This is a genomic window from Bradyrhizobium sp. ISRA430 (genome assembly GCF_029909975.1).
Taxonomy (GTDB): Bacteria; Pseudomonadota; Alphaproteobacteria; order Rhizobiales; family Xanthobacteraceae; genus Bradyrhizobium.
In genome coordinates, this window is sequence record NZ_CP094516.1 from 7,832,413 (window position 1) to 7,844,899 (window position 12,487).

10 protein-coding genes are annotated in these 12,487 nt (G+C 62.2%); 7 read left to right on the forward strand and 3 right to left on the reverse strand.

Features of this window, described 5'->3' with window-relative positions:
* Window positions 1-3: 3 nt before the first annotated feature.
* On the reverse strand, window positions 4-501 hold the full coding sequence (locus MTX21_RS36710) for a GNAT family N-acetyltransferase (protein WP_280969313.1): 498 nt from the start codon (window positions 499-501) through the stop codon (window positions 4-6).
* A 325-nt stretch (window positions 502-826) separates the two neighbouring features.
* Between MTX21_RS36710 and MTX21_RS36715 the strand changes: the two genes are divergently transcribed.
* The 4 genes from MTX21_RS36715 to MTX21_RS36730 all read left to right on the forward strand — a co-directional run bounded on the left by MTX21_RS36715 (window position 827) and on the right by MTX21_RS36730 (window position 5,086).
* Window positions 827-1,669, forward strand: coding sequence for a shikimate dehydrogenase (locus tag MTX21_RS36715; protein ID WP_280969314.1), 843 nt, complete (start codon window positions 827-829; stop codon window positions 1,667-1,669).
* Window positions 1,670-1,692: 23 nt separating this feature from the next.
* On the forward strand, window positions 1,693-2,541 hold the full coding sequence (locus MTX21_RS36720) for an amidohydrolase family protein (protein WP_280969315.1): 849 nt from the start codon (window positions 1,693-1,695) through the stop codon (window positions 2,539-2,541).
* Between the two features lie 24 nt (window positions 2,542-2,565).
* On the forward strand, window positions 2,566-3,720 hold the full coding sequence (locus MTX21_RS36725) for an ABC transporter substrate-binding protein (RefSeq protein ID WP_280969316.1): 1,155 nt from the start codon (window positions 2,566-2,568) through the stop codon (window positions 3,718-3,720).
* 166 nt (window positions 3,721-3,886) lie between these two features.
* Window positions 3,887-5,086 carry an adenylate/guanylate cyclase domain-containing protein gene (locus MTX21_RS36730; RefSeq protein ID WP_280969317.1) on the forward strand — a complete coding sequence of 400 codons (1,200 nt, stop codon included), beginning with the start codon at window positions 3,887-3,889 and terminating at the stop codon, window positions 5,084-5,086.
* Between the two features lie 62 nt (window positions 5,087-5,148).
* On the opposite strand, the gene MTX21_RS36735 is transcribed toward MTX21_RS36730, so the two are convergent.
* Window positions 5,149-5,376, reverse strand: a complete 228-nt coding sequence (locus MTX21_RS36735) for a hypothetical protein (protein ID WP_280969318.1) — start codon at window positions 5,374-5,376, stop codon at window positions 5,149-5,151.
* A 516-nt stretch (window positions 5,377-5,892) separates the two neighbouring features.
* Entirely contained in the window at window positions 5,893-6,231 is a 339-nt protein-coding gene (locus MTX21_RS36740; protein WP_280969319.1) for a hypothetical protein, read from the reverse strand.
* 770 nt (window positions 6,232-7,001) lie between these two features.
* Here MTX21_RS36740 and MTX21_RS36745 point away from each other — a divergent pair.
* The 3 genes from MTX21_RS36745 to MTX21_RS36755 all read left to right on the forward strand — a co-directional run bounded on the left by MTX21_RS36745 (window position 7,002) and on the right by MTX21_RS36755 (window position 12,452).
* Entirely contained in the window at window positions 7,002-8,228 is a 1,227-nt protein-coding gene (locus MTX21_RS36745) for an endo alpha-1,4 polygalactosaminidase (RefSeq protein ID WP_280969320.1), read from the forward strand.
* 104 nt (window positions 8,229-8,332) lie between these two features.
* On the forward strand, window positions 8,333-10,396 hold the full coding sequence (locus MTX21_RS36750; protein WP_280969321.1) for an endo alpha-1,4 polygalactosaminidase: 2,064 nt from the start codon (window positions 8,333-8,335) through the stop codon (window positions 10,394-10,396).
* 343 nt (window positions 10,397-10,739) lie between these two features.
* Window positions 10,740-12,452: a type I secretion system permease/ATPase gene (locus MTX21_RS36755; protein WP_280970906.1), complete on the forward strand. Its 1,713-nt coding sequence runs from the start codon at window positions 10,740-10,742 to the stop codon at window positions 12,450-12,452.
* Window positions 12,453-12,487: the final 35 nt, after the last annotated feature.

Here is a 12,487-nt window from a genome sequence, read left to right on the forward strand (position 1 = left end):
GTCTCATCGATCCGACATTTGGCCCGACCCAACATCGAGCCTGCAAGTCCGCTGCAGGATGTTGAGCCGTTTGCGGCCGTAGCCGCGTTCGATGACTCGCCACCCGAGCGCTTCATAGAAATGAGTGACCGGGTCGGCCGCGTTCAGATAGATGGCGGAGTGACCAAGCTTGCTCGCATGAGCTTCAACGGCGCGGACGAGCGCCACGCCAAACCCACGGCCCCTATAGGCCGGCTTGACGAACAGCGCACCAAGATACGGCCGGTATGACGGCCGGTCTTCCGCTTCGGTCTCATGCAGCGCAACCGACCCGGCGAGCTCTCCCTCCGCGATGAGGACAAAGGTCGTCGGAAATCCCTCCGCACCGAGATGAGTGTTCAGCCAGGACTCGATGTCTTCGACCGGCGTGCTCGTCCCCGCCCACCATTGACGATGGATCCAATCGGCGACGGTGGCCAGATATTGCGGTTGCTCCCGCAGCGAAAACAGCTCGTAGGTCATGGACGCGCAAATTGAGTGAGAGAAGGTGAGCTTGGTGCCCGTATGTACAGCAGGAACTGAATATCGCAACGTCACTTCGGAAGGACTGCTTCGTGCCAACTCGGCGTTTGCCAGACTCGGGGTCAAAGCGCTTAGCCCTCGTTTCCGAATCCCGTTCCCCTCCGCGCCGGTCCCCCGAGATTCAGATTGCGTCCGATGGCCATTCCGCCTAATAGAATTGGACAAATGACCAAATAAGATGGTCGGGTACCGAAAGGTGCCGTCGTGGAGGAAAGCCGCCGCGCCGCGAATTCGGTGTGCCGGGTTTCGAGGATGGAAGCGCAGCATGCCGCAGGCGGATGGATTTGGACTGGCGGGTGTGATCGGAATGCCGGTCGCGCATTCGCGCTCGCCGGTAATTCATAATTTCTGGCTGAAGGCGCACGATATCCGCGGCACCTATCTGCCGCTCGCGGTCAAGCCGGAGCGGCTCGAGGATGCGCTGGACGGGCTGATCGCGCTCGGTTTCCGCGGCTGCAACGTCACCATGCCGCACAAGCAGACGGCGATGCCGCTGCTCGACCGTGTCAACGAGACCGCGCGGCGCATCGGCGCCGTCAATACCATCGTCGTCGAGGACGACGGCACGCTCTCCGGCTTCAACAATGACGGCAATGGCTTTGTGCAAAGCCTGCGCGATGCGCGCGCCGGGTGGCGCGGCGATGCGGGGCCGATCCTGCTGCTAGGGGCGGGCGGCGCGAGTCGGGCGGTCGTCGTCGCGTTGCTGGAGAACGGCGCGCGCGAGATCCGCATTGCCAATCGCACGGCGGAGAAGGCGCAGGCGATCGCACAGGAGTTCGGCCCCGCCGTCAGCGCCGTTGGTTGGGACGACCGCGGCGCCGCGCTTGCCGATGTCGCGCTGCTCGTCAACTGCACCGATCGTGGCATGATCGGCAAGGACGCGCTCGAGATCGACCTGTCGCGGCTGAATCCCGCGACGCTCGTCGCTGATCTCATCTACACGCCGCTCGAAACGCCGTTCCTGGCTGAGGCCCGTGCGCGCGGCTGTGTGACCGTGAACGGGCTCGGCCTTCTGCTCAACCAGGCGCGTCTCGCCTTCAAGGCCTGGTTCGGCGTCATGCCTGACGTGACGCCCGAGCTGATCAAGGCCATCGAGGCGACCTTCTGATTACGCGAGGGGAGTTTTGCGCCATGACCCTGCCGGCGTGCCCCAAGATCGACTGCCACATCCACGCCATCGATCCCCTGCGCTTTCCCTACGAGGCTGATACGCCATACCGGCCGAGCGGGCAGGAGATCGCACCGGCGGCGCAGCTCATCCGCGTGTTCGACGTCTTTGATGTCCGCCACGCACTTATCGTGGCAACTAACACCGGCTACGGCAGCGACAGCAGCATTCTGCTGGATACACTGAAGCAGGGCGGCGGCCGCTTCAGGGGCGTCGCGGTCGTCGACAACGACGTCGACATCGACGAACTCGCGCGGCTGAAGGCGGCCGGCGTGATCGGCGTTGCCTTCAACGTGCCGTTCCACGGCGCCGACTACTATCGCAGTACGGCACCGCTCCTTGAGAAGCTGGTCCTGCTCGACCTGTTCCTGCAGATCCAGGTCGAGCAGGACCAGTTGCTCGACCTGCTGCCGCTGATCGAAAAATCGGACGTGCGTCTTGTCATCGATCATTGCGGGCGTCCCTCGATTGCGCAGGGGCTGACGGGCAGGGCCTTCCAGGCGCTGCTGGCGATCGGCCGCGGGCGCGACGCGCACATCAAATTGTCCGGTTACTACAAGTTTTCAGAGCAGCCGCACCCTTATGAGGACGCCTGGCCGTTCGTTGCCGCCCTCGTCGAGGCCTTCACGCTCGACCGCTGTGTCTGGGGCTCCGACTATCCGTTCCTGCGTGCGCCCGAGCGGCTCGACTATGGGCCGCTGCTCGCTGTGCTGACAACGCTGTTTCCAGATGCCGACGACCTGCACCGCCTCTTGTGGCGAACGCCAGCGAGACTGCTCGGCGTCGAAGGCGCAGCGGATCAACCAGGATAAGAGACAACAAAGCGGAGGGAGTTCATGAGGCATCTCGCAAAGCCGGTCGGCATCGCGATCGCGGCATCCATCTGGGCGGGCGCGGCCTGTGCCCAGACCACGGTTTACATTCCCGACGTGGTCGAGCTATCCGGCCCCGGCGCGGTGTCGGGCACCAATTGGCGCGACGGCGTCGCGCTCGCGGTCGACGAGATCAACAATGCCGGCGGCATTTTGGGCCGCAAGATCCAGACCGAACATCTCGACACCCAGAGCAATCCCGGCATCTCGCGTGCGCAGGTGCAGAAGGTTTTGGACAAGGATCCCTATGTCGTGCTCGGGCCGATCTACTCCGGCTCAGTCAAGGTCAACATGGCGCTGACGCAAGCGGCGGAGATCCCGCAGATCGTCGGCGCGGAAGCGGCGGACATCACCACGCAGGGCAACCCCTGGGTGTTCCGCACCGCCTTCGGCCAGCAGTTCTCCATGCCGAAGATCGCCAACTACCTCCACGACCAGCTCAAGGTGAAATCGGTCGCGGTGGTCTGGGTCAACAATGATTTCGGCAAGGGCGGCCGCGACAACTTCGTGAAAGAGATGAAGGCGCGCAGCATCGAGATCGCAGCCGACATCTCCACCGAGCAGGGCCAGGTCGATTTCGGCTCCGATGTCATCAAGCTGAAGAACGCCAAGGCCGACGCGGTTTTCGTCTACACCAACGAGGAGGAAAGCGCGCGCTTCCTGATCGAGGCGAAACGGCAAGGCCTGTCGACGCCGCTGTTTGGCGAGACCACGCTTCTGAGCCAGAAGGTCGTCGAGCTCGCCGGCCCCGCCGCCAATGGCGTGCGCGGCCATGTCGGCCTCAGCGCCGATGCGCCGGTGCCGGCGATCCAGGAATTCGCCAAGAAGTTCAGCGCACGCTACAAATACTGGCCCGACCACAACGGCATCAAGGGTTACACCGCCGTCTATCTCGTCAAATACGTCACCGAGAAGATCGGTAAGTTCGACAGCAAGGCGTTTGGCGCGGCGATGAAAGGCCTGACGCTGACGCCCGACAAGGCACCTGGCATGTTGATGGAGGCAAGCTGGGACCAGAACGGCGACATCGACCGCGCCAGTTTTTTGGCCGAGATCGTCGACGGCAAGCAGAAGATCGTCGAGACGCTGCCGAAGCTGAAGGGCGGTAAGGGGGAATGAAGGGCCCGCGCGCAATCACGCTTTAGATCTCGTCGGGCGCGGTGGCGGTGCTCGGGTCGATCCACATCGTCGGCTAAGCGGCAATCGTCCGGCAGGCTAGGTTGACGCCGTCGGGCGGGAACACGATATATCTCGTCGGATGCAGTTCGCCGCCCAGAGGCAGAGTATGAAAGCGCCGCCAGACATCGAAACCCTCTCCACGCATTACGACAGCGACGTCGTGCAGTGGCTGACCAACGAAACGCGCGACGAGCGCTTCCTCGATAACATCTTTGCCGAGATGTGTATCCGGCTCCAGCGCTCGGGGATTCCCGTCAAGCGGGCAACGCTTCACATCCTGATCCACCATCCGCAATGGCTTGGCGCCCGGATGATGTGGTCCGACGGGATGCGCGAGGCGGAGATCGCGAGGGTTGATTACGACGTTCGGGAGCGATCCGAATACATCGGCAGCTCCGCCAACGAGATTCTCGATGGTGCGGTCGAGGTGCGCGAGAACCTCGAACTGGATCCGTCACTCGGCCGCCAGCACGCGCTCTACGACGAGATGCGGGCAAAAGGCCTGACTGATTACGTGGCCTGGCCGCTCTACCATACGCTCGGCAAGCGCCACATCGTGACCTTTGCGACCGACCGTGCCGGCGGCTTTGACGATGCGCATATTGCCGGCCTGAAGAGGCTGTTGCCGGTCCTGGCGCTGGTCAGCGAAATCCGCGTCAAAAACCGGTTGGCGCGTACCCTGTTGGAGACCTATGTCGGGCCTCATGCCGGCGAGCTCATCCTGGCCGGCGCCACCAGGCGCGGCAGCGGGACGACGGTGCGCGCCGCGATCATGATCTGCGACTTGCGCGATTTCACGCGGATCTCGGATAGCTGGCCACGCGACGACGTCATTGATCTCCTGAACGATTATTTCGACGCGATGTCGGAGCCGATTGCGCGGCATGGCGGCGAGATCCTGAAATTCATCGGCGACGGCATGCTCGCGATTTTTCCGCTCAGTGAACCCCAAGCTTGCGCAAACCTGCTGCATGCCGTGACCGAGGCGCGGCAAGCCATGGCGGCCCTGAACGAGAGGAACCGCGGCATCGGCCGCGCGCCGATGAATTACGGCATCGGCGTCCACGTCGGCGACGTCATGTACGGCAATATCGGCTCGCGCACACGGCTCGACTTCACCGTCATAGGTCCGGCCGTCAACATGGCCTCGCGCCTGGAAGCCCTGACCAAGCAATTGGGAAAGACGGTGCTGCTGTCGCGCGCGTTCGCCGACCTCGTCGAACGCGACTTCGCGCTGGAGCACGTCGGCGAATATGAAGTGCGCGGCTTCAGCGAGCCGATCGAGCTATTCGCATACAACGGCTGAAGTAGCGCTGCGCGGAGTGGGCTCCGCGCAGGCTCGAAACGTACCCTCATTCAGTAAAGGGGTCAGTCGCAGACCCGCCTGCGGACCACGACGTCCTCGCCGAAGCGATTGGTACGATGGCTGATGATGGTCCGACAGTCGGATCCGTAATCACGGTCGTAGTAGTGATACCGGTCAGGACCGACGTAGACACCGCCCGGTCCGACGCCGAACTCAACGGCATTGGCCGCCGTCATTGTTCCGGCCGCGAGCATCAGCAACGTGGTAACTGTCAGGATAAATGTTTTCATGGCGTTCAACTCCTCCTGAAGAGTGTGCCCATCGACTCAAAGAGCCGGAGGCGCATCTGTTCCGTCAGGGAAGGTTCGCCGGGAGTATTTTGTGATGGAACGCTATCGCGGAACTCCGGTGCCCGCGCGAGACGTTCAAGCAGGGAATGACAGCGTGTGCGCAAGGGCGGGCAGGACCTTTGATTGCGCACGATCTCCGCACAAACGCCTGGCGTTCCTTACGAGGAACACTGCTACGCGCCAGAGCGCGCCCTCTTGCGTGCCTTACTGTCGGCTTTCGGAAACGGCTCGGTGAGCCGCATCAGGATCTTGGTCATGCCGAGTGCATCCGGAAGCTGGCCGCGCTTCATGATTCGTTGCAGATCGATGCGGTCGTGCCGATCTCGGCTGCCATGCTTCGAAGTGTCTGGCCACGCTTCTCCTGCAATGCCGCAAGCGCAAGGCCAAGGCGGGATACGACGGGAGCCTAGTCGAGCGCGTTCAGCTCGTCATGGGACGCTGCTGGTTTCCGAAGAATCAGGTCTCAAGCTCAGGTCTCGTCCGCTTCGCGTTGCCGTCAGGAGCCTTCGAGCTCCGCGGCTTTGAGTGTCGCTTGCTGACGAGTCCTTTGGCCGCGTTGAGGGCTTCGAGCAGAGGCGGAGTCACGGACTCGACGATGGTCAGCGCGGCCGAAATGATGGCGTGACGGAAGGAGAGCTTATCGTCTTCCTCAGGCGGACCGGCGCGCCGATTGATCGCTACGGGCAACAGGCCGCCCGGGCCGCGCGACGACGGCTTGCGCGCCGGCATCATGACCACGACGAACAGGGCATTCAGCAACAGCCAGATGCCCAGGATTATAAGAAACGTCCGCATCAAAAATCCGCAAAACTACGGGGCGAGGTAGAACAGGTGGAGTTTGCAGTATGCTTTAGGTGGCCGTCACAATTGTCCGCGCCGTGACTTAACGCAAGTTAAAAATCGCAACCTCATTCGGAAAGGCAAAATCCCACCATCGCGGTGCGCCGGGGCGCCCGCCCACTTCAGTCCGCGGCGGCGGAGAGGCTCCTCTTGAAGCCGCTCCGCACGTTGCTCCGCGGCATGTCCCGTCGGTCAATGTCTGCGGCTTCGAAGCTTGCTCGTCTTGCCAAGCTCGACCGCGCGATCCTCGGCTCACGATCGGCATGATCAACGCGGCGCACACGAACAAGAATATCTTGGTCAGTGCTTCGGATGGGAGCGCGCGCAACGCTTCGGTTCTTCAGCATCGAAGCGACTGCGCTGTCGCGCGGACGTCGAAGCGCGTCGATTAAGCAAGGGCGAAGCCGCAACGAGATCGCCTCGTACGCTGTAGTGGAATACAGTCCTTCAGAGCGCGTGAGCGACAGCAAGATAAGAAGATCATCCTATTCCGTCGGCGCTGTTGCGCGCCAACGAAACGGCGTTGACGGTATCGTGCTGCTGACGGCTACAAAGACAACCGCACGAATGTAATGCTCGCTGAGGTTGATACTCAAATAGTATCAATAAAGCGCTCCAAAGCCGCTCCAAGCTGGCCCCCAACTTTTCCCGAAGCGACCTTCATTCGGCCTCGTTTGTTTTCGAGCAAGACGCTCGGGAATGAGCAATGTATAGGGGATATGGAAATGACAGTTACCGCAGACTACGTGCTGCAAGGGGTGGATCCCGCGAAGATCGCAGCAGCACCGTTCGATGTTCAGGTGGTCGAAACCACGAATGATTCCGGTGAGCCGTTCACGGCGTCCCAGGTTTCGCAGATGAAGAGCGGCGGCAGCCAGGTGCTCGGCTATTTCAGTCTTGGAGAGGCCGAGAGTTACCGCGACTATTTCAGCACGCTCCCGAAATCGGTCATCGGTCCTCAGGATCCGGACTGGCCGGGCGATTACCAGGTCGCCTACTGGACGCCGGAATGGAAGGCGGTTGCGGAGAAGGCCATCGATCAGATGGTCTCTGCCGGCTACAACGGCATCTATTTCGACGTGGTCGACGAATTCTATACCTCGTGGGCGAAGAGCCACGATCCGAATGCCGAACAGGACATGGTCGACCTCGTCGTCTCGCTCAAGCAGTACGCGGAATCGAAGGATCCAGGCTTCAAGGTGTGGGTCAACGGCGCCGAAGAGCTGCTCAGTCACAGCAACTACGTGAATGCCATCGACGGCATGTTCAAGGAGGAGGTGTACTACACCGACAGCGGCCAGAAGCAGCCTGTCTCGGAGACGCAGTACACGGTCGAAAACCTGCAAAAGGCCGTCGCTGCCGGCAAGCCGGTCGTGGACATCGAATATGTGAGCGGGGCGACCAAGATCGCGGATGTTCACGCGCAGGCCGAGCATGACGGTCTCGGATCCTATATCGGACATCTCGATCTCAACGGGATTGATTACGACGGCGTTCTTGCGGGCCAGACAGTGCATCCGATCGACGGATCGACCGGCGGCACCACCGGTGGCACGACTGGCAGCACCACTGGCGGTACGACCGGCGACACCGGCGGCACGACTGGAGGCACCACTGGCACCGCTGGCAGCACGACCGGCGACGCCGGTGGCACGACCGGCGGCAACACTGGCAGCACGACCGGTGGCACCACGGGCGGTACGGCTGGCGGTACCTCTGGCGGCACGACCGGAGACACCACGGGTGGCACGACCGGCGGCACCACTGGCGGTACGACCGGTGATACCAGCGGCACGACCGGAGGTACCACCGGCGGCACGGACGGCTGGCACACGGGGAATCACAATCACTGGCACTACGCGTCCAACGACTCGACGACGAGCGCGCCGGATACCTCCCATCAGACTCACGATTGGCATCAGTCGTTCTCGAACTTCTGGCATCACCACTAAGTATCTAAGGGCTGCATCCCGACAGAGCCGTCGTTTGACGGTCTGTCGGGATCAAGCGTTCATAAGCAAGACCTCGGGAAGAACATTGTGAGGGGGGATTGGAAATGACAGTTACTGCAGATTATGTGCTGCAAGGGGTGGATCCGGCGAAGATCGCGGCTGCGCCGTTCGATGTCCAGGTGGTCGAAACCGAGAATGATTCCGGTGTGCCGTTTACGAAGGCGCAGGTCTCGCTGATGAAGAGCGGCGGCAGTCAGGTGCTCGGCTATTTCAATCTTGGAGAGGCCGAGAATTACCGCGACTATTTCAGCGCGCTGTCGAAGTCGATCGTCGGTCCCGAGGACCCGGACTGGCCGGGCAATTTCAATGTCGCCTACTGGACGCCGGAGTGGAAGTCGGTTGCGCAGAAGGCCATCGATCAGATGATCTCCGCCGGCTACAACGGCATCTATTTCGACGTGGTTGACGAGTTCTATTCGTCCTGGGCGAAGAGCCACGATCCGAATGCCGAACAGGACATGGTCAACCTCGTCGTATCGCTCAAGCAATACGCGGTGTCGAAGGATCCAAACTTCAAGGTGTGGGTCAATGGCGCCGAAGAGCTGCTCGATCACGCCAACTACGTGAGTGCCATCGACGGCATGTTCAAGGAGGAGGTGTACTACACGGACAGCGGTAAGAAGCAATCTGTTTCGGAGGCGAAGCACACCGTCGAGAATCTTCAGAAGGCGGTCGATGCCGGCAAGCCGGTCGTGGTCATCGAGTATGTGAGCGGAGCGACCAAGATCGCGGACGTCCATGCGCTGGCCGCGCATGATGGCCTCGGATCCTATATCGGACATCTCGATCTCAACGGGATCGATTACGACGGCGTTCTTCCCGGTCAGACGGTTCATCCGATCGGCGGATCGACGGGTGGTACGACCGGTGGCGCCGGCGGTTCGACCGGGGGCAGCACCGGTGGCACGGGCGGATCGACGGGTGGCGCGACCGGCGGTACCGGCGGTTCGACTGGAGGCACCGGAGGCACGAGCGATGGCTCGAACTCGGGCCACTCGCAGGGGCCGATCACGGCGAATTACGTTCTGCAGGGCGTGGATCCCGCGAAGGTCGCGAAGGCACCGTTTGATGTTCAAGTGGTCGAAACGGAGAATGATTCAGGTGTGCCGTTTACCGCGTCCCAGGTGTCGCTGATGAAGAGCGGCGGCAGCCAGGTGCTCGGCTATTTCAATCTTGGCGAGGCCGAGAACTACCGGGACTACTTCAGCACGCTGTCGAAGTCGATCGTCGGCCCTGAGGATCGGAACTGGCCGGGCAACTTCCATGTCGCCTACTGGACGCCTGAGTGGAAGGCGGTCGCGCAGAAGGCCATCGATCAGATGATCTCTGCCGGCTACGACGGCATCTACTTCGATGTGGTCGACGAGTTCTATTCGTCATGGGCAAAGAAACACGATCCGCATGCCGAACAGGACATGGTCGATCTCGTCGTGTCGCTCAAGCAGTACGCGGTGTCGAAGGATCCGGACTTCAAGGTGTGGGTCAACGGCGCCGAAGAGCTGCTCGATCACACCAACTACCTGAACGCCATCGACGGCATGTTCAAGGAGGAGGTGTACTATACTGACAGCGGCAAGAAGCAGCCTCTGGCAGAGACGCAGTACACACTTGAAAATCTCCAGAAGGCGGTCGATGCCGGCAAGCCGGTCGTGGCCATCGAATATGTGAGCGGGGCGAGCAAGATCGCGGACGTTCATACCAAAGCCAGCCATGACGGCATCGGGTCTTATGTCGCGCATCTCGATCTCGACGGGATCGACTACGACGGCGTTCTGCCCGGTCAGACCGTGCATTCGCTCGGAACAACGACCAGTTCTGCGTCGACGAGCCTGAAGATGGCGACCAGTACGACGACCACCGCGCCGACGACACAGGCCACGGCGGCGGCCGTCGCGCAGCCGACCACGTCCAGCAACGCTGCCACGGACGGCAGCACGAAGACCGGTGGCGTGACCGAGACTCAATCGGCACCTCAAGGCGATTGGTGGCACAAGTTCGACAAGGCTGCCGCCGCGAACAGTACTGCCGGGACGACGACACAAGTCGCGACAGACTGGATTGCGGATCAGACTCAGGACCTGCATCACCATTTCTCGCACTCGTGGTGAGGCCAATCCTGGGCCGTCACTTGGACGGCACGGCCCGAAGGGCTGAAGTTCCGGACTTCTATGGAGCCTCTGCCTCATCGAGGCAGAGGGGGGAGCGACGGCCGTCTACCCCTTTGGGGGTAGACGGTCGCTGTTCGCAGACACGTGAAAGCCTCAATGCTGCCAGGAATTGGTCCGCATTGACCATCAGGGAACCTTGGAATGATCGTACGGGGGGACTGCAACCAATGAGAGTTGCTTCGTTCAGATGGGCATGATGCCGTCCTTCAATTTGAAGGAGGCGCTGTCGACGCCGGCTGCGGATGATCCCGTCGGCGCGAGCCTCCGCGCGAGCGCGCGACGAATGGTGGGCATCGCCGGCTTCAGCGGCGTCGTCAACGTCCTGATGCTGTCGGGCTCGCTGTACATGCTGCAGGTCTACGACCGGGTGATTCCGAGCCGCAACCTCGCGACCCTGCTCGGCCTGTCGCTGATGGTATTGTTCGCTTATCTGGTCCAGGGTTATTTCGAGGCTTTGCGCTCGCGCATGCTGTGCCGGGTGGCGACGCTGTTCGACGTCGGCCTGCAGGAGTCCATTCACACAGCGCTCGCCACGCTGCCGCTCCGCGGCGCAAGCCCGATGCTGCTGCAGCAGCCTTTGCGTGATCTCGATCAGGTCCGCGGATTCATGTCGGGAATGGGACCGACAGCGTTTCTGGACATGCCTTGGATTCCGATCTTCCTGATCGGACTGTTCCTGTTCCATCCCGCGATCGGCTTGACGGCGGTGGTGGGAATGATCGCGATCATCGCGATGACCCTTCTGACGGAACGGCTCTCGCGCGGTGCGACCAAGATCGCAATGGACCTGAGCGCTCGCCGGCAGGTGCTGGCCGACGCCACGCAACGCAATGCGGAGGTCATCCAGGCGCTCGGCATGACCGATCGATTCACGGCGCGCTGGTCGCAGACCAACGAGCGGTATCTGCGCGAGAACATCCGGGCCACCGACATCTATGCCAATCTCGGATCGGGCGCGAAGCTCCTGCGCTACGTGCTGCAATCAGGCATGCTGGGGATCGGCGCCTATCTCGTGGTGATGGACAAAGCCTCCGGCGGCATCATGATCGCCTCGTCGATCATGATGGGACGCGCGCTGGCGCCGGTCGAGCTTGCGCTCGGCACCTGGAAGCAACTGCTTGGCGCGCGCCAGAGCATCGTCCGGCTGCGTGACATCTGCAAGGTGACGGCAAGGCCGCCGGCTCCGCCGGTCGCGCTGCCGCGTCCCCGTCGCGAGCTCGTGGTGGAGAATCTCTCCGTCGCGGCGCCGGGCATGAACAAGCCCATCGTCTCCAATATCTCGTTCTCGCTGAAGGCCGGGATGGGGCTGGCGCTGCTCGGCGCCAGTGCGTCCGGCAAGACCTCGCTGTCGAAAGCGCTGGTCGGAATCTGGCCGGCTGCGCAGGGCGTCGTGCGGCTCGACGGAGCGGCGATCGACCAATGGGGCAGCGCGGAGCTCGGCCGCCACATCGGCTACCTGCCGCAGGACGTGTCGCTGCTCGATGGCACGGTGGCCGAGAACATCTGCCGGTTCGACGAGAAGGCGACGTCGGAGGCGATCCTGAAGGCCGCGCGGATTGCCGGCGTGCACGACATGATCCTGCGCCTGCCGCAGGGATACGCGACGCGCATCGGTCAGGGCGGCATGTCGCTGTCCGCAGGCCAGCGCCAGCGGATCGGCCTTGCGCGCGCGGTCTACGGCGACCCGTTCCTGATCGTGCTCGATGAGCCCAATGCGAACCTCGACACCGACGGCGAGAATTCGCTGGGTGGTGCCATTCACACACTGCGTCGCAACGGCAGCATCGTGATCGTCATATCGCATCGTCCAAGCGCCCTTGCCGTGCTGGACATGGCGATGGTGCTGTTTGAAGGGAAGACGATCGCGTTCGGGACGTGCGAGGAGATCTTTGCACGGATCGAGGCGGGAGCGGGCAAGCCAGGTGCCGCGATCCATCCGGCTGCAGCACGGACCGTCCGCGCGATGCGTCGCGCCGCGATTACCGAGAACGCCTGATCATGCCGCCGACAGTCACAACAGGACAATCCGAA

Coding starts and splice junctions, on each gene's coding strand:
- MTX21_RS36710 (WP_280969313.1), bottom strand. CDS start 501: ATGACCTACGAGCTGTTTTCGCTGCGGGAGCAACCGCAATATCTGGCC.
- MTX21_RS36715 (WP_280969314.1), top strand. CDS start 827: ATGCCGCAGGCGGATGGATTTGGACTGGCGGGTGTGATCGGAATGCCG.
- MTX21_RS36720 (WP_280969315.1), top strand. CDS start 1,693: ATGACCCTGCCGGCGTGCCCCAAGATCGACTGCCACATCCACGCCATC.
- MTX21_RS36725 (WP_280969316.1), top strand. CDS start 2,566: ATGAGGCATCTCGCAAAGCCGGTCGGCATCGCGATCGCGGCATCCATC.
- MTX21_RS36730 (WP_280969317.1), top strand. CDS start 3,887: ATGAAAGCGCCGCCAGACATCGAAACCCTCTCCACGCATTACGACAGC.
- MTX21_RS36735 (WP_280969318.1), bottom strand. CDS start 5,376: ATGAAAACATTTATCCTGACAGTTACCACGTTGCTGATGCTCGCGGCC.
- MTX21_RS36740 (WP_280969319.1), bottom strand. CDS start 6,231: ATGCGGACGTTTCTTATAATCCTGGGCATCTGGCTGTTGCTGAATGCC.
- MTX21_RS36745 (WP_280969320.1), top strand. CDS start 7,002: ATGACAGTTACCGCAGACTACGTGCTGCAAGGGGTGGATCCCGCGAAG.
- MTX21_RS36750 (WP_280969321.1), top strand. CDS start 8,333: ATGACAGTTACTGCAGATTATGTGCTGCAAGGGGTGGATCCGGCGAAG.
- MTX21_RS36755 (WP_280970906.1), top strand. CDS start 10,740: ATGGTGGGCATCGCCGGCTTCAGCGGCGTCGTCAACGTCCTGATGCTG.